The following is a 21,628-nucleotide window of genomic DNA, read 5'->3' on the forward strand; positions in this document are numbered from 1 at the left end:
TCAGTCTACGTGCGTCGTAGGTGACAGCATCCTGAACCCCCTCCCGGCCCCCGTCCTCGCGCCGTCAGGCGAGGGTGTCGAGGATGCCGGTGAGGAGCTCGAACGTGGTGAGCGGCGAGATGATCGCGAAGCGCAGCACAGGCTCGCCGGCGTGGGAGCTCGGCACGACGAACGCGTGCTGCTCCTCGAGGAGGCGGTCCGACCACGCCTCGTAGTCCGCGAGCGTCCAGCCCTCGCGGCGGAACACCACGACCGACAGCTGCGGCTCGCGCACGAGCGACAGCCCCTCGCGCGCCTCGATCTCGTCGGCGATTGCACGGGCGAGGTCGATGCCGTACTCGATGGTGGCGCGGTACTGCTCGGTGCCGTGGGTCGCGAGGGAGAACCACAGTGGCAGTCCGCGGGCGCGGCGGGTGAGCTGGATGGCGAGGTCGGACGGGTTCCAGTCGGGCTTCCCGGTCAGGGTGTCGAGGTACTCGGCCTTCTGCGTGTGGGCCGACAGCGCCAGCGCGGGCTCGCGGTAGATCAGCGCGCACGCGTCGAACGGCGCGAACAGCCACTTGTGCGGGTCGACGATGACCGAGTCGGCGAGCCCCACGCCGGCGAACGCCGGCCGCATCCGCTCGACGAGCATCGCCGCCAGCCCGTAGGCGCCGTCGACGTGGAACCACACGCCGCGCTCGCGAGCGACGGCTCCGACGCCCGCGATGTCGTCGACGATGCCGAAGTTCGTCGTGCCGCCGGTCGCCACGACGGCGAACACCGCGTCGCCGTGCTCGTCGAGCACCCGCGCAACCGACTCGCCGTGCAGGCGGCCGTCCGCGTCGACCTCGGCGGTCGCGACGTCCACGTCCATGACGGCGGCGGCCGACGCGATCGACGAATGCGCCTCCGCGCTGCACACGACCACCCAGCGCGGCGGCGCCGCGCGTCCCTCCTCGGCAGCGCGGCGCCGAGCGGCGTCCCGCGCCGTCACCAGGGCCGAGAGGTTGCCGATCGTGCCGCCCTGCACGAACACGCCACCCGAGCCCTCCGGCATCCCGAATTCCGAGGCGAGCCAGTGCAGCACCTCGTTCTCGGCGTAGACGGCGCCGGAGCCTTCCATCCACGAGCCCCCGTAGATGGCGGATGCCGACACCACGACGTCGAACGCCAGGGACGCCTTGGTCGGGGCCGAGGGGATGAAGGACAGATACCCGGGGTGATCGGTCGACACGCAGGACGGGGCGAGCACGTTCTCGAACAGCGCGATCGCGCGCCGCGAGCCGATGCCCTCCGGCGTGATCGAGCCCGATGCCAGCCGCTCCAGGTCGCGCGGTGTCATCGGCTTGTCGAGCGGCACGTTCTCGTACAGCGCCCGGCGCCGTGCGTACTCGAGGACGTCTTCGACGGTGTGGCGGGTGTCGGACGAGATGGCGTGCATCTCCTCCGGGGATGTCGCGGACATTGCGGCTCCTCGGTGTTCAGGGTGCAGATCACGCTAGACCACGGGCGCCGTTTCGGGACCGTGCGGGTTCGGGGCGCACCGTGCCCGGTCGGGGCGTGGCGCGTGCGCCCCAGGAGTTCGCAGTGCGCCCCGAACCCCGGGTGGATCACGAGTCCACCATCAAGCAGGAATGGAGAAGCGCGCCCGCGGACCGCGTCGTAGCGTGAGATCACGAGCCGCGAAAGCGGCCCCACGAACGCGAAGGAGAACGAAATGGCCGAGAAGACTTCATCCGACGGACTGAGTGACATCGAGCGCCAGGCTGTCAAGGATCGCGCCAAGGAGCTGCGCGCTCAGGCCAAGGCGGGAAAGAACCGCGAGGCGGGCACGAAGCAGGTGCTGGAGGCGATCGGCAAGCTCGAGGGCACCGACAAAGTCCTGGCGGAGGGCCTGCACAAGGTCGTCTCCGACACCGCGCCCGACCTCGTGCCGAAGACGTTCTACGGCTTCCCCGCCTACGCGAACGGCGACGGCAAGGTCGTCGTCTTCATCCAGCCGGCGTCGAAGTTCAAGACCCGCTACGCCACGATCAACTTCGACGAGCCCTCACGGCTGGACGACGGCGAGATGTGGCCGATCGGCTTCGCGGTGCTCGCGTGGACTCCCGAGGTCGAGAAGAAGATCACCCAGCTGGTGAAGAACGCCGTCGCCGAGCCCGCCTGAGGCCTACCTCGTCGCCTCGCCGCCGTCGCGCGCCGGGCGATCGGCGGCGCGGTCGGCGGCGCGGTCGGCGGCGCGGTCGGCGTGACCCAGCGCACGCCCGGGAGCGATGCGGTCACGCACCCGCCGCTTGAGGACGACGATGTCGGGGAAGCCGCCGTCCGCGGTGCGTGACCACACGAGCTCGTCGTCGGCATACACCTCGAAGATGCCGCCGGTGCCGGGCTCGAGGGTGGCGCCGCCCCCCATGAGCTCGGCCTGGAACGTCGTCAGCAGCTCCTGGGCGATCCATGCCGCGCGGAGCATCCACGCGCATTGCGTGCAGTAGACGACCCGGACGCGGTGCGTCATGCGACGTCTCCGTCCGGGGCGAGGAACTCCAGCGCCGCGTCACGGAACGCGCGCGACCCGGGGGTGTTGAAGTGATGCCGGCCCGGGATCTCGACGAAGGTGCCGTTCGGCGCGGTCGCCGCCAGCGTCCGGGAGCGCTCGAGGATCGCGTCGTCCGAACCGGTGGCGAAGAGGACCGGCTGGGCCGGGGGACGCGCGGGATCCGGGTCGGCGTCGCCGAACCGCATCCCCTCGGCGAGCGCGATGAGCGCGCGCAGGTCGTTCTGCGGCACGCGCTCGGCGAGTCGCACGTAGTTCTGCGTGACGGCGTCGGCCACCGGTATGCCTTCCTCGGCATACGCCCGGGCCTGATCGATGCGCAGGCGTCCGAGCGGTCGGCCGTCGGGGATGCCACCCAGCACCGCGCGGCTGATGTGCTCCGGCGCGTCGACCGCGAGCTGCCACCCGACCCGGGCGCCGAGGGAGTATCCGACGTACCGCACGGCGTCGACGAGGTAGGTGTCGAGCACCGCGATCAAGTCCCCGACGAACGCGGTCATGGAGTACGCGCGGGGATCGTCGGGCTTGTCGCTGGCCCCATGGCCCCGCTGGTCGACCCCGATGACCCGGTAGCCCGCCGCGGTCAGCATCCGCACCCAGCCGGTCTCGACCCAGTTGTCACGGCAGCTCGATGCGAATCCATGCACGCACAGGACGGCGTCGGCGTCGGGCTCGCCCCAGGCGTAGGTCGCCAGCTGGTACCCCTCGTTCGACATGATGAAACTGGGCTGCGGCATCTCGGTGCGCACGACGGGGGCGACGGCATCCATACCCGCCATTCTGCTCCCACCCGCGCCGGCACCGCCGCAGCCGCACATGTCGCGCAACGACCCCGCACCATCGGGTCAGCCCGCGGAGATTACGCTTCTCGACGCCGAATCGCAACGGGCTGAGCGTTCACGGCTGTTCCGCCTAACGTCGCGGCATGAGCATGGACGACCCCCGCGGTTCACGCCCGACGGAGCCCCTGGCCCCGCGGCGCACCGACACCGACCTCGACCGCAATGGCGTGGCCGACAGCCGTGACGCGTCTCTGCGCGACACCGTCGTGGCTCGCGAGCACGAGCGTTTCGGCGGCATCAAGCTCGGCGCCGCCTTCTTCGGATGGCTCGCGGCCCTGGGCGCGCTGGTTGCCCTCACCGCCGTGGTCGCCGCGATCGGAGCGGCGACCGGCCTGGCCTCGCCTGAGACCGTCGAAGACGCGGTCGATGCCGCCGACCAGAACATGGGCGCGGCGACCATCATCGGAGCGATCGCGATCGCCGTCGTGCTGTTCGTCGCCTACTTCGCCGGCGGCTACGTCGCCGGGCGCATGGCGCGGCTGAGCGGGGCCAAGCAGGGTCTGGCCGTCTGGCTCTGGGCGATCGCCATCGCCATCGTCGTAGCCGTCGTGACGGCCATCGCCGGGGCGCAGTGGGACATCCTGGCGAACATCGACATCTTCCCCCGCATCCCCGTCACCCCCGACGCGGCGACTTGGACCGGCATCCTGACCGCCATCGGCGCCGCCGTGATCACGCTCATCGCGGCGGTCCTCGGCGGAGCGGCCGGAATGCGCTACCACCGCCGCGTCGACCGCGCAGGCTTCGGCGACGAGCGGGTCTGAACCTCTATCCACCACGAGAAAGGAGATCCACCATGGGTCTGGACGATGACATCAAGCACAACATGGAAGACGTCAAGGGCAAGGCGAAGGAGGCGGTCGGAGACGCGACCGACAACGAGCGCCTGCAGGCCGAGGGCGTGGCCGACCAGGCCAGCGCCAAGGTCAAGAAGGCCGGTCAGGACGTGAAGGACGCGTTCACCGACGACCGGTGATCTGCCGGCGACGGTGCCCCGGGTCCCCGGCGGGTCCGGGGCATCGTCGTGTCCGGGGCCGGAGGCCCGCGTCAGAAGACATCCCAGTCCCGCGCACGTTCGACGAGTGCGTCGATGACCCGCGTGGTCGCGGCCGTCGGCGGCGCTCCCGCGCGGATCGCGAGGTGCAGGGTGTTGATCGGCGCCTCGGCGGATCGGTGGACCAGCTCCACGGCGCCGGCGCCGATCGCGGGCTCCGCCAGGTAACGCGGCAGGGCCGAGATCCCAGCGCCCGCGATCACCGCCGCGAGCACCGCCCGGAGGTCGGGCACGGTCATCGCCACCGCGTTGGCGGGACGGTGCCCGAACTGGCTGCGCCAGTAACGCCGCACGATCGACAGATCGGCGTCGTAGGCGACCAGCGGCAGATGCCGGAGGGCCTCGGCGGGATCGGCGGCCAGGCGATGCGGGTCGATCGTGCCGGCGAGCGAGGGCGCACCGACGAGAACGAACTCCTCGTCGACGAGGCCCCGATAGCGGATGCCGCGCATCGGCGTCCGCACCGATGACACCACGACGTCGAGACCGCCGCCCGAGAGCCGCTCGAGCAGGTCGTGCGCGAGGCCGAGGGAGAACTCCAGACGCACGCCGCGGGTGGTGAGCGGCGCCAGCGCGGGAACGACGCGTGCCGCGACCACATCGCTCGCGCCGCCCACTCTCACCGTCTCCACCGCGCCGGTGTCGGGCACCGTCCACACCTCGCGCAGGCGGTCGACCGGTGCGGCCACGCGTGCAGCGAGTGCATCACCGGCGGGTGTGGGGGTCGCGCCGCGCACCGATCTCGTGAAGAGCGGCGTTCCCAGCTCTGCCTCGAGGCGGGCGATCCGCTCGCTCACCGACGGCTGGCTGAGGCTGAGGCGCGCGGCCGCCGCCGTGATCGAGCCCGCGCGGTGCACCTCGAGGAACGTGTACAGCAGGTCGAGCTCTTGCATGCAACAGTCCTTCCATCAGGAAACCTATGGCTGGATCCGATCATAGGAAATGACGGTGATGGGTACCGGGTTTCCTCCACAGCGGCTCGCACGGGTCGCAGAACGGGAGAAGAACATGGCACACGTACTCATGGCCGTCACCGGCGCCGATGCGATCGCCCTCACGGACGGCACGGCCCACCCGACCGGATTCTGGGCGGAGGAGCTGGTCGAGCTGCACCGGGGACTCGTCGCCGCCGGGCACCGGGTCGACATCGCGACCCCCGGCGGCGTTCGCCCGACGGTAGATCCCGGCAGCCTCTCGGGAGATTCCGCCCAGGCGCTGCGCGACTACCTCGCGTCGATCGACGGACTGCTCGCGCACCCGCGGGCACTCGCCGACGTCCGCGACGGCGAGTACGACGCGATCGCACTGCCGGGCGGTCACGGGCCGATGGTGGACCTCGCGGTCGACGCCGATCTCGGACGCCTGCTGATCGACGCGGTCGACCGGGATGCGGTGGTGGGCGTGCTGTGCCACGGGCCCGCGGGGCTCCTCAGCGCGGTGCGCGAGGACGGCTCGTTCGCGTTCGCGGGCCGCCGGCTCGTGGTCTTCACCGACCACGAGGAGCGGCAGGGCGGCCTCGGCGACGCCTCGCCCTATCTCGTCGAGACCCGTCTGCGCGAGCTCGGCGCGGTCGTCGAGCCGGGCGAGCCGTGGTCCGTCACGGTCGCGACCGACGGAGCGCTCGTGAGCGGTCAGAACCCGCAGTCGAGCGTCGCGACCGCGCAGCGCCTGGTCGAGGTGCTCGCGGCGCACTGAGGCACCACGGATGCCGCGACCACGGCCACCCCGGAGCCCGCCGCACCGCCGGGGCGCGGAGAGACCCCCGCTCTCCCGCGTGCCGGCTCAGCCGACCGGCTGCTGGAGCTCGGTCACCCAGGTCGACTGCGGCCCGTCCGCCTGCAGGTACACCTCGCGGGACGGGCCCGCGAACGTGCCGCCGTCGGCGATCACCGCTCCCATGAACGCGCCCCAGGCGGCGCCGATGCCGGACATCTCGCCGCGGTAGGTCGTCACCGCCGCCCGCTCCACGGCGGGGAGGTCGACCACCTGCCAGGCGTCGCCGGGAACCGGTTCGTCGCCGGCGACCCACGAGACCCACACCCGCAGGTCGTCGGTGCCCTCCATCGGCTCGTACCAGAACGTGCCCGGCTCGCGATAGTCGACGCCGGCGGCGTCCAGGGCCGAGTGCAGCGACGGCAGGATGCGGTCGATCGCGGCGGGCACGTTCTCACCGCCCGGCGCGACGTCGGTGGCCGCGTAGACCGTGACGGGTTCGAGGCGGCGGTATTCGAGGTCGGTCATCTGCGCTTCTCCTTCGAAGTTCCGGTGTCGCCCATCCGGCGGCCGGTGTCGCGGCATCCGGGGACCGCCGCGGCGCGGGCGCTGCGACGGGTTCCAGGGGAGACCACCTCCGACCATGGCATATCCCCGCCGCGCAGACGACCCCCCCCTCGACACAGCCCGACCGTCGCAGGGCGCGCACACCAAGAAGAAGACGGATGCCGCGGGCCGCGGCATCCGTCTTCCTGCGGCGTGTGCGCCCCAGCGCCTCAGGGCACGCGGTAGCCCGCCGCGCGGAACAGCTCGTACCACTCGGCGCGCGTGAGGCGGAGGTCGGAGCCCTCGGTGGCCGCGCTCACACGCTCAGGGGTCGTCGTGCCCAGCACGACCTGCATCAGCGCGGGATGGCGCGTGATCCACGCGACCGCGATCGCGATGGCCGGCACGTCGTACGCGGCGGCCAGCCGGTCGATGACGGCGTTCAGCTCGGGGTAGTCCGGCGAACCGAGGAAGACGCCGTTGAAGAACCCCGCCTGGAACGGCGACCACGCCTGGATGGCGATGTCGTGCAGGCGGCAGTAGTCCACGATCCCGCCGCCGTCGAGGGTGAGCGACTGCTCCTCGCCCTGCATGTTCCCCGCGACGCCCTGCGCGATCGACGGGGCGTGGGTGATCGAGAGCTGGATCTGGTTCGCCACGATCGGCTGGCGCACGGACTTCTTCAGCAGGTCGATCTGTCGCGGGGTGTGGTTCGAGACGCCGAACGCGCGCACCTTGCCCGCCGCCTCGAGCTCATCGAAGGCCCGCGCGACCTCGTCGGGCTCGACAAGGGCGTCCGGCCGGTGCAGCAGCAGGATGTCGATGTAGTCGGTGTCGAGGGCGCGCAGCGACCCCTCGACCGCCGAGACGATGTGGTCGTACGAGAAGTCGAAGTACGGCCCCTCGCGGACGATGCCGGCCTTCGTCTGGATCGTGATCTGGGCCCGCTCCGACGCGGTGAGCTGCATGGCCTCGGCGAACCGCCGCTCGCAGCCGTGCACGTCGCGGCCGTAGACGTCGGCGTGGTCGAAGAAGTCGATCCCGGCATCGCGGGCGGTGCCGACGAGGGTGCGCACCGCATCGTCGTCGAGGTCCTGGATGCGCATGAGCCCCAGCACCACGTTGGGTGCGGGACGCTCGACGCCGGTGAGTTCGATGGTCTTCATTGGTCCGCTCTCGGTTCGGGTGTGCCGGGCCTCCCGCGCGCGGTCGGCCCGTCCTGCGCGCTCCACGCTAGGCAGTGGAGACAAAGAAGTCCAACAACTGTATGTTGTGTGATTGAGAATCATCGCGAATGGATACCGCATCCGCGCGGCGAGGGAGGTCTCATGGAGCACCGTCAGCTCGAGTACCTGGTGACCCTCGCCGACGAGCGCGCGGAAGCCGCAGCCGCATGACCGTCGTGCTGGTGGAGGGCGAGAGCGACCGCATCGCCCTCCAGACGCTCGCCATCCGGATGGGGATCCGGATGCCGCAGGTGCGCGTCGTCGGCGGTTCCAAGGGCGCCCGGCGCGTGGCCGCCGAGCTCGCCGGCAGCCGGCTGCTGGGGCTCGTCGACCAGGGCGAGCGGCACGACTTCGAGCGGGTGCTCGACGACGTCTTCGTCTGCGACCCCGACCTCGAGACCGAGTTCGTGCGCGCCCTCGGCATCCCAGGAGTCGAGGCAGTGATCGCCGAGCAGGGTGAGCTGGCGTCGTTCCGCGGCCTGCAGCGGCAGCCCTTCCAGCGCGGTCGCCCCGTCGAGGCGCAGCTCGCACGGTTCTTCGGCGGCCGCAGCGGCAACAAGGCCCGCTACGCGCAGCTCCTGGCCGAGGCCGTTCCGCTGGACCGGATGCCGCCGCCGCTGGCCGCGCTCCTCGCCGCCGTCTGACGGGCTGACCGCCGGTGCGCGTGGGCGGTGAGCTGCGAGGAGCGTTCGGTCGTTGAGCGAGCGAGGAACGAGCGAGACGAAACGCCCCGAACCCGTCGCCGGCGGCATCCGTCTGCCGTGATGAGGGCGTTCTCACGCGCCGCTCGCTCCCCGTTCACCGAGTCGTCGCAGGCTCGTCGCCGGCCGGTCAGCGTGCGGTCCGGCGGTCGCGGTTGCGTCGGGGACATGAGTCGATTCCCCACCCGACGCGTCCCGCCGCGCCTTCTCGCCGCGGCAGCAGCGACGGTCACCGCCGTCGCCCTCCTCCCCGCCACCGCCGCCTCCGCCCAGCCGGTGCCCGCCGCGTCGGCGACGCCGTCGTCGCCGTTCGTGCAGGCGCACGTGCCGACGCTCGTCGCCCGGGCCACGCTCTCGGCCGATCACCTCGAACCCGGGCCGGCATCGGGCGCGCTCGCGAGCCCCGCGAACGGCCGCACCGGGCCCTGGGACGGCCAGGTCATCCCGGGATTCTCGGCCGCCATCGACAACGGCGACGGCACGTTCTGGGCACAGCCCGACAACGGGTTCGGCACCAAGGGCAACTCGGCCGACTTCCTGCTGCGCAACTACCTCGTACGGCCGGCGTGGCAGACCGCCGACGGCGGCACCGGCGAGATCCAGGTCCAGCGCTTCATCTCGTACAACGACCGCAACGGCGTGCTCGACTTCCCGATCGTGAACGAGGGCACTACGGAGCGCCTGCTCACCGGCGGCGACTTCGACATCGAGTCGGTGGTCAAGGCCAAGGACGGGTCGTTCTGGGTCGGCGAGGAGTTCGGTCCCTTCCTGCTCCACTTCGACGCCGAGGGCACGCTGCTCGAGAAGCCGTACGCGCTCGACGGCGCGAAGTCGCCGCAGAACCCTTACCTGCAGGCGGGCGAGACCCCGCGGGTGCGGGCGAGCCGCGGCTTCGAGGCGATGGCCGCCTCGGTGAACGGCCGCTACCTCTATCCGGTCGTCGAGGGCTCGTACGCCGACGACGACGACCTGCGTCGTCGCGAGATCCTCGAGTTCGACACGCGTGCGGGCGAGTACACCGGCCGCACCTGGAGCTACCAGACCGACCAGGAGCCGAACGTCATCGGCGACGCGTTCACCGTGCGGGGCGACGTGCTCATCCTCATCGAGCGCGACGACTTCGAGGGCGAGCAGTCGGTGACGAAGCGCGTCTACGAGGTGGACCTGCGCCGCACCGACGCCGAGGGCTACCTCGAGAAGACGCTGGCGCTCGACGCGCTGCGCATCGCCAACCCCCACGGCATCGGTGCGGGCGACGGCTACGGCACCGGCGAGATCTATTCGCTCCCGGTGCAGTCGTTCGAGACCGTCGTGCAGCTGAAGGACGGCAGCCTGCTCATCGGCAACGACAACAATTACCCGGGCAACGACGCGCGCATCCCCGGCACCCCCGACGACACCGAGTTCGCGATCATCGACCTCGACAAGACCAAGATCGAGCCCTCGACCGTGAGCCTGATCGGGCACCGCGGTGCGAGCGGGTCGCGCCCCGAGCACACGCTGGCCGCGTACGAGGCGGCGATCGTGCAGTGCGCCGACTACATCGAGCCGGATGTCGTCTCCACCAAGGACGGCGTGCTGGTGGCGCGCCACGAGAACGAGATCAGCGGGACGACGGATGTCGCGACCCGGCCAGAGTTCGCCGCCCGCCAGACCACGAAGGTCATCGACGGCGTCTCGATCACCGGCTGGTTCACCGAGGACTTCACGTTCAGCGAGCTGCGGACGCTGCGTGCCAAGGAGCGTCTGCCCCAGACGCGTCCGGCCAACACGGCGTTCGACGGCCTGTACGTGATCCCGACGCTCGACGAGGTCATCGACCTCGCCCGGCACTCGGTCAGCTGCGACGGCCGCACCGTGGGCGTGTACCCCGAGACGAAGCATCCGTCGTACTTCGACTCGATCGGCCTGTCGCTGGAGGAGCCGCTCGTCGCGGCGCTGCAGGCGAACGGCCTCGACCGCGCGGACGCGCCCGTCATCGTGCAGAGCTTCGAGACCGCGAACCTGCGCGACCTCGACGGCCTGACCGACGTGACGCTCGCGCAGCTCGTGAGCGGATCGGGTCGGCCGTACGACTTCACGCTCGCGGGCGATACCCGCACCTACAGGGACCTGGTGACGCCCGCCGGGCTGGCTGAGATCGCCACGTATGCCAACGGAGTCGGCCTCGAGAAGTCCGTCATGATCCCCCGCACGGCAGAGGGCCGTCTGGGCACGCCAACGCCGGTCATCGCCGACGCGCACGCCGCGGGCCTCTCGGTGCACGGCTGGACGTTCCGCGCCGAGAACCAGTTCCTCCCGCTGGAGTTCCGCTCCAGCGCCGACCCGAACGCGTACGGCGACCTCGCCGGTGAGCTGACGGCGTTCATCGCCGCCGGCATGGACGGGGTCTTCAGCGACCACCCCGGCATCGCCGCGGTGACCATCGACACGGTGACCCTCGCGGGCTGAGCCCACGAGACGCCGGACGGGGCGGGGGATGCTGCGGCATCCTCCGCCCCGTTTCGATCGTTGAGCGAGCGAGGAACGTGGTCGTTGAGCGAGCTTGCGAGTCGAAACGCAGCGACGAAACGCCCCGGCCACGACGCAGACGAGCGGCTCGGCGCGTTTCGTCTCGGTCGCTGGCGCTCCCTCGCTCAACGACCGTGGGTTCGGTGTGGGGTGACGAGGCCCGAACCCGCGGCCGCACCAGCCCGCGGCATCCGTTCCCGCCTGTGTCAGCGCACGCGGCGGCCGTGCGCGATGTCGATGAGGCGCGACAGCACCTCGCCACCCGAGCGCAGGCCGTTGTGCTCGTGCTCGCTGGTGATCCACGGCGTCACGCCGGGAAGCAGCCGTGCGGTCTCCATCGAGAACTCGAACGGCACGTAGAGGTCGTTGGCGTAGACGGCGGCGGCGCCGCGGGCGCCCGATGCAGCGATCGCGTCGGCGTCGTACAGCTGCGGCCAGGCGAACTCGGCGAGCTCGAGGGTGACGTCGCGCCACGGCTGCAGGCCGGGAACCGTGTCGAGCCACTCGCGGCGGACGTGCTCGCCGGTGAAGAGCGTCGGGTCGTCCCGGAAGTCGTCGGGCTCGGTGCGCTCGGCCGACCAGTCGGTCGCGTGCCCGTCGGCGTAGCTCGACTCGTGGAACACGTAGTACAGCGGGTTGCGCGCGTCGAACGGCATCGCGGCGGCGAGGTCGTGGCGGAAGGCGTTGGTGTGCGGCTCGAGCTCGAGCAGGCTCCACAGCTTCTGCCACCCCTCGTTCGTCCCGAGCGCCGAGCCGGCCGAGCGCACCCGCGAGGCGGAGGCCACTTCGCCGTCCGGCATCACGATGGCACCCGCGTCCGCGAGGTCGACGATCCGGCGCATCGCGTCGCGGTGCGCTGGGAATCGCCGGTAGTAGCGCTCGGACGCCTCGCGCATCTTGTCGTAGGTGAGGGCGTACACATCGTCGGGATGCCGGCCCACGGCGCTGAGGCCGCCGGTGATGTACACGTGCTCGAGGGATCCGGCATCCGTGGAGAGATAGGCGAGGGTCGTGAAGCCGCCGAAGGACTGCCCCAGCACGCTCCAGGTCGAGGCGCCCAGCTCCTCGCGCACCGCCTCGCAGTCCCGCACGATCGCGTCGGCCCGCAAGTGCGTGATGTACTCCGCGAGCTCGCCCGTGCCGCGCTCGAGGTCGCGGTCCGAGACCGGTGTCGACAGCCCGGTGCCCCGCTGGTCGAGCAGCACCAGACGGTAGTGCTCGAGAGCCTCGTCGAGCCACGACGGCCCCTGCGGAGCGTGGAAGGCGCGGGGCGCCTCGTGCCCCGGCCCGCCCTGGAGGAACACGAGGTACGGGAGCTGCTCTCCGCCCTCGCGCGTGACCACGGCGGCATGGATGTCGATCGTGCGGGCGTCCGCCGGATCGCCCCACACCAGCGGGACGGTGAGGGTGTGGTCGTCGATGGTCAGGTCCTGCATGCGGCGCGTCGTCACGGACATGCGTACGAGCGTAGGGGCACTCGCCGACGCCGTGCCTGCGCCGCCACTCTCGGGGGTCACGACACGCCGCAACGCCGCGGGGGTAAGGACGTTCTGCGCCTGCTGAAGGAGCGCGCCCGGCTCGCGGTGCACAGCACGCGGCAATGCGACGCCCGGTCGTTGAGCGAGCTTGCGAGTCGAAACGCAGAGACGAATCGCCTCGAGCCTCCGAGCGGACGTCTTACGGCGTGTGCGTTTCGTCCCGGTGGTCGAGCATTCTGAGACCGCGTGCCGTGACGATGAAGTCGTCGACGTTGCGCAGGTGCTCGCGCACGCTGCGCTCGGCGTCGACGGCGATCGCGCCGGCGTCGGCGGTCGCCGCGACGGCGACGAGCGCGTCGCCCTGGAGGCGGTGTCCCACCCAGCGGAGGCGGACGCGGTCGATCCGCGCGACGCCGTCGACGTGCGCGAGCGCGTGCTCGGCGCGGTCGACGAGCTCCGGCTCGACGCCGTCGAGGAGGCGGCGGCCGACGCTGCGCACGGTGCCGATCAGGAGCACGAAGATCGCCGCCGCGATCACGAGACCGACGATCGGGTCGGCCAGCGGGAAGCCGAGGAGCACGCCGATGCCGCCCAGCACCACCGCGAGCGAGGTGAAGCCGTCGGTGCGGGCATGCACGCCGTCCGCCACGAGCGCGGCGGACCCGATGCGCTTGCCCACGCGGATGCGATACACGGCGACGATCTCGTTGCCGGCGAACCCGATCACGCCCGCGGCGATCACCCACCCGAGGTTGTGAAGCGGCTGCGGGTGCAGCATCCGATCGATCGCCTGCCAGGCCGCCACGATCGCCGAGAGCGCGACGACGAACACGATGAACAGGCCCGCGAGGTCTTCGGCGCGGCCGAGCCCGTAGGTGTAGCGACGGGATGCCGCGCGCCGGCCGAGCACGAACGCGATCCACAGCGGCACGGCCGTGAGGGCGTCGGAGAGGTTGTGGACGGTGTCGGCGAGGAGCGCGACCGAGCCGCTGAAGAACACCACGATCGCCTGCAGCACCGTGGTGGCGAGCAGGATCACGAGGCTGATCTTCAGCGCGCGGATGCCCGCGGAGTTCGCCTCCATCGCATCGTCGATCGAATCCGCCGCGTCGTGCGAGTGCGGCACGAACACCTCGTGGAGGAACCCTCGCAGCCCGCCCGGGTGGGAGTGGTCGTGGTCGCCGTGGTCGTGCTGCTCCGCGGCCTGCGCGCTCATTCGGCGCCCTTGTCGGCGTGGTGGTGGCGGGGCGTGCCGCCGAGCGAGTGCTCGGCCTGGTGGATCGCGTCGGCGACGAGGCGGGAGGCGTGCTCGTTCTCGAGCCGGTAGAACACCCGCTGCCCCTCCTGGCGCGTCGAAACGATGCGCGCGAGCCGCAGCTTCGCCAGGTGCTGCGACACGGCGGCGGGCGACTTGTCGACGATGTCGGCGAGGTGGTTCACCGACAGCTCGCCGGCGTCCTGCAGGGCGAGCACGATCCGCACGCGGGTCGCGTCGGCCAGCATGGCGAACACCTCCACCGCGAGTTCGACGAAGCTGCTGTCGACCGCGTATCCGCATCCCTGCTTATCTGCACTCATACGCAGATACTACGTCCATCGGCTCGCAACCGCACACGGGCAGCGGTCCGGCGTGAGCCGGGGGCAGGCGAAGCTCGCGGGCAAGACTCGCGCTCGGCGGGCAAGACCCTCACCCCCACCGGGACAGGGCATGCGCGGCGAGACCGAGGGCGCCGTCCCATGGCTCGACGGGAATCCTCGGTCTCGGCGAAACCGGGACTCCCACGCGCCGCTGCACCGCAGGCCGGACTCAGCCGCCGGCGCTGCGCCGCTCGCGGTCGGACGCGCGCAGACGCCGGCGCCGACGACGCGGCGGAGTCGGCGTCGCCGTCTGCGCGGCGGTCGGCAGCACGATGGGCTGCGTGACCACGGCGTCGACGACCATCGAGCCGTCGGTGGGACCGATGACGGCGATGGGCGTGGTCGGCGTCGCGACCATCGGAGTGATCGGAGCCGATGCCAGCTGCCGGTGGGCGTGGATGTACGCGGGAACGAGCACGACGACGGCCCCGAGCCAGGCGAGCGGGTTGCTGGCCGCGACGCCGATGAAGCCGAAGATGCCGCCGAGCACGACCGCCGCGCCGACGCGCATGAAGAGCTCGATCACGCCGGTCACCGTCGGGATGAGCGTGTGGCCGAGACCCTGCAGTGCACCGCGCAGGACGAACAGGATGCCGAGGATCCAGTAACTCGCCCCGTTGATCGCGAGCATCTGCGCGGCGAGGTCGACGACCTCGTCCGCCTCCTGGCCGACGAACAGCTGCACCAGCGCGGCGCCGAAGGCGATGAGGAGGACGCCGAGCACGATCGCGGCCGCCACCGACATCCACGTCGCCTGGGTGACGCCGCGGCGGATGCGGTCGGGCCGGCCGCCGCCGTGGTTCTGAGCGACGAACATCGACACGGCGAGGCCGAGCGACTGCAGGAGGGCGACGGCGAGGCCGTCCACGCGGGATGCCGCGGTGTAGGCCGCGACCGCGTCGGCGCCCAGCTCGTTGAGGGCGACCTGCACCGACAGCGTCCCGATCGCGATGATCGAGGCCTGGAAGCCCATCGGCAGGCCGAGGCGCAGGTGCTCGGCAAGCTCTGCGCGGCTGACGCGCCAGTCGTCGCGGCGGACGTGGAGCACCGGCATCCGTCGACGGACGAACTCGAGGCACAGCAGCACCGAGATCGCCTGCGAGACGACGGTGGCGACGGCGGCGCCGCCGACACCCCAGCCGAACGTGCCGACCATGAGGATGACCAGCACGACGTTGAGAGCGCAGGCCAGCGCGAGGAAGACGAGCGGCGTGCGCGAGTCGCCGATGGCGCGGATGATCGCCGACAGGTAATTGAAGAACATCATCGCGCCGGCGCCGAGGAAGCTGATCTGGGCGAAGACGACCGCATCGTCCATGAGCTCGGGCGGCGTCTGCAGCAGCACGAGCAGCGGCCCCGCCAGGAGAGGCGCGCCGACGGTGAGCAGCAGCGTGCACGCGCCGGTGAGGATCGTGCCCGCCGCGACCGACCGGCGCACGGCCGCATAGTCGCGAGCGCCGAACGCCTGCGCCGTGGGAATCGCGAAGCCCGACGTCAGGCCCCACGCGAACCCGAGCAGCAGGAACAGCATGCTGCCCGTCGCACCCACCGCGGCGAGCGCGTCGACGCCGAGATGGCGTCCGACGACGATCGCATCGACGAACTGGTACAGCTGCTGGACGACGTTGCCGATGAGCAGCGGGACGGCGAACACGACGATGACGCGCCAAGGGCGGCCCGTCGTCAGGGCGGTGGTCATGAGGCGGCTCTCGAAGGAGAAGGCGAGGAGAGGGAAGGATGCCGCACCAGCAGGCGACGGGCGACAGTCGACCAGTGTATCGAATCGATTCGGGAAGTCACCAGCCTCGGGGGAGGAATTCGTCGCGATCCGCCGTCGTCGTCGGTCCTCCTCCGGCGAGCCGGGGCGCGTGCCCAGCGGGTCGGCGGGCGGAGTGGCGAGCGAGCCGCGTGCGCGGACTCAGTCCGAGTCGGGAAGGATGCGCATCTCACGGAGGGGCGGCGAGAGGACCGCGATGAGCGCGGCGACAGCGAAGACGACCATCACGGCGACGAGCGTCCACTGGTCCCCGACGAGGCCGACCGCCGCACCGCCGGCGAGGGCGCCGAGCGCCGCCGCGGTCCGGTTGGCCGAGCGGATGTTCGCATTGACGCGTCCGAGCAGGGCATCTGGCGTCACCGCCTGCCGGAGCCCCATCTCGTTCGCGTTCTCGACACCGGCCGCGAGCCCGTGAATTGCGAGCGCCATATAGAGGAGTACCGGTCCCGCGGACAGCCACGCCGTCGCCGCGACCAGCAGCCAGGCGATCGGATAGGCCGCGCGGGCGACGATGATCGCCGGCCCGGTGCCCAGCCATGACCCGAGTCTCGCCGCGAAGGTCGCGCCGAGCAGAGCCGCCGATCCCGACACGGCCAGCAGCAGTCCGAAGGTGAACGCGGTGAAGCCGAGCGACCGCAGCGCCAGGAGTGAGAGCACGGTGAACGCGATGCCGTTCGCGAAGAACCAGACGTGCGTCGACACCGCGAGCGGGCCGAGCGTCGGGTGCGCGTACGCCCAGCGCAGCCCCTCGCGGATCTCGCGCAGGAGATTGCGGTCGGGGCGGCGCTCGCGAGGCTCGTCCACGCGGATGCTCCCGTTCAGCAGCGCATCGACGAGGTAACTGACCGCGTCGACCAGGAGCGCGATGGGAGCACCCAGCAAGCCGACGAGCCCGCCGCCCAGTGCCGGGCCCACCGTCTGGGCTGCGGCATCCGTCTGATCCAGGCGCGCATTCGCCACCACCAGTCGCGACCGCGGCACGAGCCGGGGCAGGAACGACTGCGTCGCCGCGAACCCGAACACCGAGAACGAGCCGAACAGCAGCAGGAGCACCACGAGCATCCAGATCTCGAGCATGCCGGTCAGCCAGAGCACCGGGATCGCGCCGAGCGACACCGCCCGGCCGATGCTGGACCAGACGAGGATCGGCCTGCGGCGCCAGCGATCCGTGTACGCGCCGGCGATCAGCCCGAGAACGGCGTACGGCACGAACTGCGCCGCGTTGACGATGCCGACCTCCGCCGGCGTCGCCGCGAGCAGCTGCACCACGAGCACCGGCATCGCGACGGCCGAGACGGCGGTCCCGAACGAGCTGATCGCGGCCGCCGCCCAGTAACGGGCGAACGACGACCGGGGGACGGGCCCGGGTGCGCCCCGGTCCTCGTCGGGCACGCTCACGATGCCGGGCCGCGCGTCGTCATCCCATCCACGACGTGCGACCGAAGCGCTCCCAGCGCTCGACGACGCGCGAGCCGGCATCCGTACCCGGCTCATAGACCGCGCGCCCCTCGATGAACACGCGCTGCACGCGCGAGTCGACGGCGAGCGGGTCGCCCGACCACACGACCACGTCGCCGTCCCGGCCGGGCTCGAGAGCGCCGACGCGTTCGTTCAGACGGAGGATGTCGGCAGGGTTGGTCGTCAGTGCCTCCAGCGCCGTCTCGGCGGGGAGGCCCTCGCGCACCGCCAGGATCGCCTGCAGGCGGATCTGGTCGATGGGCACCACGGGGTGGTCGGTCGTGATGGCGACCTTGACACCCGCCTCGGCGATGAGGGCGAGGTTGCCGATGGCGCGGTCGCGCAGCTCCACCTTGGAGCGCGAGGTCAGCAGCGGCCCGAAGATCACCGGGATCTGCTTCTCCGCGAGGACATCGGCGATCTTGTGCGCCTCGGTGCCGTGGTTGACGATCAGGCGGTAGCCGAACTCCTCCGACAGCCGGATCGCCGTGGCGATGTCGTCGTGACGGTGGCAGTGCTGATCCCAGAGCAGGTCGCCCGCGAGCACTGCGGCGAGCGTCTCCTTGCCCAGGTCTCGCTCGAACGGCTCGTCCTTGTCGACGGCCGAGGTGCGCTTGTCGGCGTAGTTCTGCGCAGCGACGAACGCGTCGCGGAGGACGGATGCCACGCCCAACCGCGTCGACGGCGTCTGCTTCCGGTCGCCGTACACGCGCTTGGGGTTCTCGCCGAGCGCCGACTTCACCGACACGTCGGTAGCGAGGACCTGCTCGTCGACGGTGCGGCCGCCCCACGTCTTGATGGCGACCGTCCGGCCGCCGATGGGGTTGCCCGACCCGGGCTTGATGACGGCCGTCGTCACGCCACCGCGCAGCGCGTCGCGGAAGCCGACCTCCTCGATGTCGATGCCGTCGAGTGCGCGGAACCGTGCCCCGTTCGGGTCGGTCATCTCATTCGTATCGTTGCCCGACCATCCCTCGCCGTCCTCGTGGACGCCGAGGTGACCGTGGGACTCGACGAATCCGGGGACGACCCAGCTGCCCGTCGCGTCGATCACTTCGGCGCCGTCGGGCACCGCCGTGTCGGCCCCGCCGACGGCGGTGATGACGCCGTCGGTGACGACGACGGTGCCGTTCGGGATGGGGTCGGAGCTGACAGGGACGACGTAGCCGCCGGTCACGGCGAGGATGCGAGCCATGCTCTCCAACCTACGCGGGGTCGAGGACTCACCCGGCGGGAGGACCGTCCAGCACCGTGGGCACGTACTCGAGCAGCTGACTGCGCTGCTCGAACGTGCGGGCATCGACCGGCCCAGTCATCAGCGGAACCCGCCGCCCCGATTACCTGCGTTCGTCGGGCTCCGGCATCCGCCAGTCAGGCCGCCGGCGAGTGAGCATCAGCGTGACGGTGGACGCGAACACGAACGCCGGGACGATGCCCGCGATGGTGACCGCTCCCGGGTTGCTCACCTCTATGCCCGGATGCACGAGGAGGGTCTGGGCGACGACCTGAAAGCCGAGGTGGAATCCGACCGGGTTCCAGACGCTGCCCGAGATGACACGAAGGATGCCGAGCACGGCGCCCATCGCGAAGAACAGCGCACCTCGTTCGAGCAGCACGCCCCACCCGGACGTCGCGACCCACAGCGACGTGCCGAGCAGGCTGAACAGCGCTGCCTGCACGAAGACGGCCACGATCGGGGCCATCGCCGCCGAGAGGTTGCGGTAGATGTAGCCGCGGAAGATGAGCTCCTCGGGGATCGCCTCGAGCAGGAGAACCGTCACCACCGTGAACGCGACAGCGGCGACCAGGTCGAGCGGGGGCAGCACCGAGGTGATCTGCAGCCATCCCGTGAGCAGTGCGACGCTGAGACCGATCGCCGAGGGGAGCAGGAACGATGCGGTGCCCACGAGGAACGGCCGCCATGCGCCAGCCCATCCCTGGAGCTCCAGCGTTGCCCACGGGCGTCGATCGAGCAGACGCCGAGCGGCCACCACCATCGGCACAGCGAGTGCGAAGATCAACAGCGAGGTGACCACGCGGGCGACCGGGGTGACGTCTCCGCCGAAGAGGGTCGTTCCGACCCAGACCATGAGGCTCCAGATCGCGACGGTTCCCACCAGCACGATCGCGATGCGCCATCCCGTGCTCAGTCGTCTGTCCGCACGCGTCACGGTCGCCATGCTTGACGGTAGCGGAGGCCGGCGGGGCCGCGCGAGCACGCGGCGCCGGTCGGCCCCGCTGTGCGCGGGTATCCCGTTCGGCTCGCAGCATGGTTCCGCCGGAAGTTGTCCTCCGCAGATTCGTTCGCGGAGCGATCTGTTCCGTGGAATCGCGGGCTGGACGTGATGGAGCCCCGGTGGTGGACGATCAGAGGATCGTGGTCAGGGTCCCGCCGTCCGCCCGCAGTGCCGCGCCGTTCGTCGCCGAGGAGCGAGGGCTGGCCAGGTAGGCGACGAGATCCGCGATCTCGCCTGGTTCGATGAATCGCTGGAGCAGGGACGTGCGATTACCTGCGGCGATGGCGCCCTTGAGGTCCTCGGGCAGTGTGTTCTGCGCGTGGGCGATCTGCGTCACCGTGTGTGCGACGCCGTCCGAGTAGGTGGGACCGCCGAGGACCGTGTTCACCGTGACTCCGGTCCCGCGGGTGAGCTTCGCGAGCCCGTTGCCCAAAGCGAGCATGGCCGCCTTGGTGGCGCCGTAGTGGAGCATGTCGCCCGGGACGTTCACACCCGACTCGCTGGAGACGAACACGACCCGTCCCCAACCGGCCTCGAGCATGCGTCCGAGCAGCTGCCGCGACAGCCGGACGCCGCTCATCACGTTGACGTCGAAGTAGCGGTGCCAATCGTCGTCGGTGATGTCGGTGAACTCCTTCACCTCGAACACCCCGACGTTGTTGACGAGGATGTCCACGTCTCCGAGGAAGCCGAGCAAGCGACTCACCTGCTCGGGATCCGCGAAGTCGGCGGCGATCCCCGTGACCTCCGCGCCGGACACCGAGGCGCGCAACGCATCGACCGTGGCATCGACGCGACCGTCCGAGCGCCCGTTGACGATCACCGAGGCGCCCTCGCGCAGAAGCGTCTCCGCGATCGCGAACCCGATCCCCTGCGTCGATCCGCTCACGAAAGCCCGCTTGCCTGCCAGATTCAGTTCCATGACACCCTTCCCTACGCGCCGTGCGTGAGATTTCACTTGCTCAGTCAAGTCAATTGTAGATACGATTGACTTTCCTGAGCAAGTGACTGCAGTCGCGGTTACAGTGTGGGAATGACGCATTCCGGTGTGCTCGCAGAGTTGACGCCCGAAGAGCTCGAGACGTGGGCCGGACTGGCCACCCTGCTCGAGTGGTTGCCGACGGCGCTCGACGCGCAGCTGCAGCGCGATGCCCAGCTGACGCACTTCGAGTACGGCGTGCTGTACGCACTCGCCGATGCCCCTGGCGGGACCCTGCGCATGAGCGTGCTCGCCAGCTATGCGAACAGCTCGCTCTCGCGACTGTCCCGCGCCGCCACGCGTCTGGAGTCCCGAGACTGGATGCGCCGCGAGCCCGACCCTGCGGACGGCCGCTTCACACTGGCGATCCTCACCGACCTCGGCCGGCAGAAGGTCGCCGAGGCGGCACCGGGGCATGCGGCCCTCGTGCGCCGTCTGATCTTCGAGCGCCTCACGAGCGCGCAGCAGCAGCAGCTCAGGGACATCTCGCGTCGCATCGCGGGTGGAATCCGACCCGATGAGGGCTGGGCTCCCGCAACGGCGAGCGCGCCCTCCGCCTAGCAGTCGGCCGGCGAGCTGGTTCGTCACCGCAAGAGCTGCCGCATCGGCTCGCGCAGGTGGTTCAGGCGATCGCTACGACCGCTTGCGGCGTTCGCGCACCATTCGCAAGAGGGTGTAGACGGCAGCTCCGGCACCGAACGCAAGCAGACCCGCGAGCCATGCCATCAGCAATCCGCCGAGGATCTCGCTGGAGGCCCACTGCTCGACGATGCCGGCGATCACAAAGGGGAGCAGCACGCCGCAGAAGAGGAGGAGCGCACACGCCCAGAGCGCACGGCGCAAGGGAGTCTTCGGCGGCTTGCTGCGCCCGTAGGCGAACAGGGCCCAAGGCATAGGGACCTCACCTCGACGGGAACTCGTGTCAGTGTCTC

General features: G+C 70.8%; 22 protein-coding genes. 7 read left to right on the top strand and 15 right to left on the bottom strand.

Annotation, left to right across the window (positions count from 1 at the left end):
• Positions 1 to 64: 64 nt before the first annotated feature.
• Positions 65 to 1,447 carry a pyridoxal phosphate-dependent decarboxylase family protein gene (locus MRBLMI12_RS09155; protein ID WP_363355932.1) on the bottom strand — a complete coding sequence of 461 codons (1,383 nt, stop codon included), beginning with the start codon at positions 1,445 to 1,447 and terminating at the stop codon, positions 65 to 67.
• 252 nt (positions 1,448 to 1,699) lie between these two features.
• On the opposite strand from MRBLMI12_RS09155, the gene MRBLMI12_RS09160 reads away from it, so the two are divergent.
• On the top strand, positions 1,700 to 2,149 hold the full coding sequence (locus MRBLMI12_RS09160; RefSeq protein ID WP_349425665.1) for a hypothetical protein: 450 nt from the start codon (positions 1,700 to 1,702) through the stop codon (positions 2,147 to 2,149).
• 3 nt (positions 2,150 to 2,152) lie between these two features.
• Here the strand turns inward: MRBLMI12_RS09160 and MRBLMI12_RS09165 are convergent, their stop codons facing one another.
• Positions 2,153 to 2,497, bottom strand: a complete 345-nt coding sequence (locus tag MRBLMI12_RS09165; RefSeq protein WP_363355934.1) for a SelT/SelW/SelH family protein — start codon at positions 2,495 to 2,497, stop codon at positions 2,153 to 2,155.
• Complete coding sequence (locus MRBLMI12_RS09170) at positions 2,494 to 3,306, bottom strand: alpha/beta fold hydrolase (protein WP_363355936.1); 813 nt, start codon at positions 3,304 to 3,306, stop codon at positions 2,494 to 2,496. The genes MRBLMI12_RS09165 and MRBLMI12_RS09170 overlap by 4 nt, the downstream gene beginning before the upstream one ends.
• A 155-nt stretch (positions 3,307 to 3,461) precedes the next feature.
• Here MRBLMI12_RS09170 and MRBLMI12_RS09175 point away from each other — a divergent pair, with 155 nt between their 5' ends.
• Together MRBLMI12_RS09175 and MRBLMI12_RS09180 are read left to right on the top strand one after the other, a co-directional pair.
• Positions 3,462 to 4,142, top strand: coding sequence for a hypothetical protein (locus MRBLMI12_RS09175; protein WP_363355939.1), 681 nt, complete (start codon positions 3,462 to 3,464; stop codon positions 4,140 to 4,142).
• Positions 4,143 to 4,174: 32 nt separating this feature from the next.
• Complete coding sequence (locus tag MRBLMI12_RS09180) at positions 4,175 to 4,354, top strand: CsbD family protein (RefSeq protein WP_349425669.1); 180 nt, start codon at positions 4,175 to 4,177, stop codon at positions 4,352 to 4,354.
• A gap of 71 nt (positions 4,355 to 4,425) precedes the next feature.
• Here MRBLMI12_RS09180 and MRBLMI12_RS09185 read toward each other — a convergent pair whose 3' ends face one another.
• A complete protein-coding gene (locus MRBLMI12_RS09185; protein ID WP_363355941.1) occupies positions 4,426 to 5,325 on the bottom strand; it encodes a LysR family transcriptional regulator in 900 nt (299 codons plus the stop codon).
• Between the two features lie 115 nt (positions 5,326 to 5,440).
• On the opposite strand from MRBLMI12_RS09185, the gene MRBLMI12_RS09190 reads away from it, so the two are divergent.
• On the top strand, positions 5,441 to 6,127 hold the full coding sequence (locus MRBLMI12_RS09190) for a type 1 glutamine amidotransferase domain-containing protein (protein WP_363355943.1): 687 nt from the start codon (positions 5,441 to 5,443) through the stop codon (positions 6,125 to 6,127).
• A gap of 87 nt (positions 6,128 to 6,214) precedes the next feature.
• On the opposite strand, the gene MRBLMI12_RS09195 is transcribed toward MRBLMI12_RS09190, so the two are convergent.
• Positions 6,215 to 6,673 (bottom strand): GyrI-like domain-containing protein, encoded by a 459-nt coding sequence (locus MRBLMI12_RS09195; protein WP_363355945.1) that lies wholly within the window; start codon positions 6,671 to 6,673, stop codon positions 6,215 to 6,217.
• 248 nt (positions 6,674 to 6,921) lie between these two features.
• Entirely contained in the window at positions 6,922 to 7,857 is a 936-nt protein-coding gene (locus MRBLMI12_RS09200) for an aldo/keto reductase (RefSeq protein ID WP_363355948.1), read from the bottom strand.
• A 227-nt stretch (positions 7,858 to 8,084) separates the two neighbouring features.
• Here MRBLMI12_RS09200 and MRBLMI12_RS09205 point away from each other — a divergent pair, with 227 nt between their 5' ends.
• Together MRBLMI12_RS09205 and MRBLMI12_RS09210 are read left to right on the top strand one after the other, a co-directional pair.
• The gene (locus MRBLMI12_RS09205; protein WP_363355950.1) at positions 8,085 to 8,561 is read left to right on the top strand and encodes an ATP-dependent endonuclease; all 477 of its coding nucleotides are present in this window, start codon (positions 8,085 to 8,087) and stop codon (positions 8,559 to 8,561) included.
• Between the two features lie 225 nt (positions 8,562 to 8,786).
• Entirely contained in the window at positions 8,787 to 11,069 is a 2,283-nt protein-coding gene (locus tag MRBLMI12_RS09210) for an esterase-like activity of phytase family protein (protein WP_363355952.1), read from the top strand.
• A gap of 266 nt (positions 11,070 to 11,335) precedes the next feature.
• On the opposite strand, the gene MRBLMI12_RS09215 is transcribed toward MRBLMI12_RS09210, so the two are convergent.
• The 8 genes from MRBLMI12_RS09215 to MRBLMI12_RS09250 all read right to left on the bottom strand — a co-directional run bounded on the left by MRBLMI12_RS09215 (position 11,336) and on the right by MRBLMI12_RS09250 (position 20,639).
• Positions 11,336 to 12,586: an alpha/beta fold hydrolase gene (locus tag MRBLMI12_RS09215; protein ID WP_363355954.1), complete on the bottom strand. Its 1,251-nt coding sequence runs from the start codon at positions 12,584 to 12,586 to the stop codon at positions 11,336 to 11,338.
• Positions 12,587 to 12,806: 220 nt separating this feature from the next.
• The gene (locus MRBLMI12_RS09220) at positions 12,807 to 13,823 is read right to left on the bottom strand and encodes a cation diffusion facilitator family transporter (protein ID WP_363355956.1); all 1,017 of its coding nucleotides are present in this window, start codon (positions 13,821 to 13,823) and stop codon (positions 12,807 to 12,809) included.
• Positions 13,820 to 14,185 carry an ArsR/SmtB family transcription factor gene (locus MRBLMI12_RS09225; protein ID WP_363355958.1) on the bottom strand — a complete coding sequence of 122 codons (366 nt, stop codon included), beginning with the start codon at positions 14,183 to 14,185 and terminating at the stop codon, positions 13,820 to 13,822. The genes MRBLMI12_RS09220 and MRBLMI12_RS09225 overlap by 4 nt, the downstream gene beginning before the upstream one ends.
• 229 nt (positions 14,186 to 14,414) lie before the next feature.
• On the bottom strand, positions 14,415 to 15,944 hold the full coding sequence (locus tag MRBLMI12_RS09230; RefSeq protein ID WP_363355960.1) for an MATE family efflux transporter: 1,530 nt from the start codon (positions 15,942 to 15,944) through the stop codon (positions 14,415 to 14,417).
• Positions 15,945 to 16,163: 219 nt separating this feature from the next.
• A complete protein-coding gene (locus tag MRBLMI12_RS09235; RefSeq protein ID WP_363355962.1) occupies positions 16,164 to 17,420 on the bottom strand; it encodes an MFS transporter in 1,257 nt (418 codons plus the stop codon).
• A gap of 19 nt (positions 17,421 to 17,439) precedes the next feature.
• Positions 17,440 to 18,675 (bottom strand): amidohydrolase, encoded by a 1,236-nt coding sequence (locus MRBLMI12_RS09240; RefSeq protein WP_363355964.1) that lies wholly within the window; start codon positions 18,673 to 18,675, stop codon positions 17,440 to 17,442.
• Between the two features lie 142 nt (positions 18,676 to 18,817).
• The gene (locus tag MRBLMI12_RS09245; protein WP_363355966.1) at positions 18,818 to 19,651 is read right to left on the bottom strand and encodes a CPBP family intramembrane glutamic endopeptidase; all 834 of its coding nucleotides are present in this window, start codon (positions 19,649 to 19,651) and stop codon (positions 18,818 to 18,820) included.
• A 196-nt stretch (positions 19,652 to 19,847) separates the two neighbouring features.
• Complete coding sequence (locus MRBLMI12_RS09250; protein ID WP_363355968.1) at positions 19,848 to 20,639, bottom strand: SDR family NAD(P)-dependent oxidoreductase; 792 nt, start codon at positions 20,637 to 20,639, stop codon at positions 19,848 to 19,850.
• 111 nt (positions 20,640 to 20,750) lie between these two features.
• Here MRBLMI12_RS09250 and MRBLMI12_RS09255 point away from each other — a divergent pair, with 111 nt between their 5' ends.
• The gene (locus MRBLMI12_RS09255; RefSeq protein ID WP_363355970.1) at positions 20,751 to 21,257 is read left to right on the top strand and encodes a MarR family winged helix-turn-helix transcriptional regulator; all 507 of its coding nucleotides are present in this window, start codon (positions 20,751 to 20,753) and stop codon (positions 21,255 to 21,257) included.
• Positions 21,258 to 21,329: 72 nt separating this feature from the next.
• Here the strand turns inward: MRBLMI12_RS09255 and MRBLMI12_RS09260 are convergent, their stop codons facing one another.
• Positions 21,330 to 21,590, bottom strand: coding sequence for a hypothetical protein (locus tag MRBLMI12_RS09260; protein ID WP_363355972.1), 261 nt, complete (start codon positions 21,588 to 21,590; stop codon positions 21,330 to 21,332).
• Positions 21,591 to 21,628: the final 38 nt, after the last annotated feature.

The organism is Microbacterium sp. LMI12-1-1.1, from assembly GCF_040676455.1.
Classification (GTDB): Bacteria; Actinomycetota; Actinomycetes; order Actinomycetales; family Microbacteriaceae; genus Microbacterium.

What these genes read in the sequence shown, in the direction of transcription:
- MRBLMI12_RS09155 (WP_363355932.1), bottom strand. Translation starts at nt 1,447, where the DNA reads ATGTCCGCGACATCCCCGGAGGAGATGCACGCCATCTCGTCCGACACC.
- MRBLMI12_RS09160 (WP_349425665.1), top strand. Translation starts at nt 1,700, where the DNA reads ATGGCCGAGAAGACTTCATCCGACGGACTGAGTGACATCGAGCGCCAG.
- MRBLMI12_RS09165 (WP_363355934.1), bottom strand. Translation starts at nt 2,497, where the DNA reads ATGACGCACCGCGTCCGGGTCGTCTACTGCACGCAATGCGCGTGGATG.
- MRBLMI12_RS09170 (WP_363355936.1), bottom strand. Translation starts at nt 3,306, where the DNA reads ATGGATGCCGTCGCCCCCGTCGTGCGCACCGAGATGCCGCAGCCCAGT.
- MRBLMI12_RS09175 (WP_363355939.1), top strand. Translation starts at nt 3,462, where the DNA reads ATGAGCATGGACGACCCCCGCGGTTCACGCCCGACGGAGCCCCTGGCC.
- MRBLMI12_RS09180 (WP_349425669.1), top strand. Translation starts at nt 4,175, where the DNA reads ATGGGTCTGGACGATGACATCAAGCACAACATGGAAGACGTCAAGGGC.
- MRBLMI12_RS09185 (WP_363355941.1), bottom strand. Translation starts at nt 5,325, where the DNA reads ATGCAAGAGCTCGACCTGCTGTACACGTTCCTCGAGGTGCACCGCGCG.
- MRBLMI12_RS09190 (WP_363355943.1), top strand. Translation starts at nt 5,441, where the DNA reads ATGGCACACGTACTCATGGCCGTCACCGGCGCCGATGCGATCGCCCTC.
- MRBLMI12_RS09195 (WP_363355945.1), bottom strand. Translation starts at nt 6,673, where the DNA reads ATGACCGACCTCGAATACCGCCGCCTCGAACCCGTCACGGTCTACGCG.
- MRBLMI12_RS09200 (WP_363355948.1), bottom strand. Translation starts at nt 7,857, where the DNA reads ATGAAGACCATCGAACTCACCGGCGTCGAGCGTCCCGCACCCAACGTG.
- MRBLMI12_RS09205 (WP_363355950.1), top strand. Translation starts at nt 8,085, where the DNA reads ATGACCGTCGTGCTGGTGGAGGGCGAGAGCGACCGCATCGCCCTCCAG.
- MRBLMI12_RS09210 (WP_363355952.1), top strand. Translation starts at nt 8,787, where the DNA reads ATGAGTCGATTCCCCACCCGACGCGTCCCGCCGCGCCTTCTCGCCGCG.
- MRBLMI12_RS09215 (WP_363355954.1), bottom strand. Translation starts at nt 12,586, where the DNA reads ATGTCCGTGACGACGCGCCGCATGCAGGACCTGACCATCGACGACCAC.
- MRBLMI12_RS09220 (WP_363355956.1), bottom strand. Translation starts at nt 13,823, where the DNA reads ATGAGCGCGCAGGCCGCGGAGCAGCACGACCACGGCGACCACGACCAC.
- MRBLMI12_RS09225 (WP_363355958.1), bottom strand. Translation starts at nt 14,185, where the DNA reads ATGAGTGCAGATAAGCAGGGATGCGGATACGCGGTCGACAGCAGCTTC.
- MRBLMI12_RS09230 (WP_363355960.1), bottom strand. Translation starts at nt 15,944, where the DNA reads ATGACCACCGCCCTGACGACGGGCCGCCCTTGGCGCGTCATCGTCGTG.
- MRBLMI12_RS09240 (WP_363355964.1), bottom strand. Translation starts at nt 18,675, where the DNA reads ATGGCTCGCATCCTCGCCGTGACCGGCGGCTACGTCGTCCCTGTCAGC.
- MRBLMI12_RS09250 (WP_363355968.1), bottom strand. Translation starts at nt 20,639, where the DNA reads ATGGAACTGAATCTGGCAGGCAAGCGGGCTTTCGTGAGCGGATCGACG.
- MRBLMI12_RS09255 (WP_363355970.1), top strand. Translation starts at nt 20,751, where the DNA reads ATGACGCATTCCGGTGTGCTCGCAGAGTTGACGCCCGAAGAGCTCGAG.
- MRBLMI12_RS09260 (WP_363355972.1), bottom strand. Translation starts at nt 21,590, where the DNA reads ATGCCTTGGGCCCTGTTCGCCTACGGGCGCAGCAAGCCGCCGAAGACT.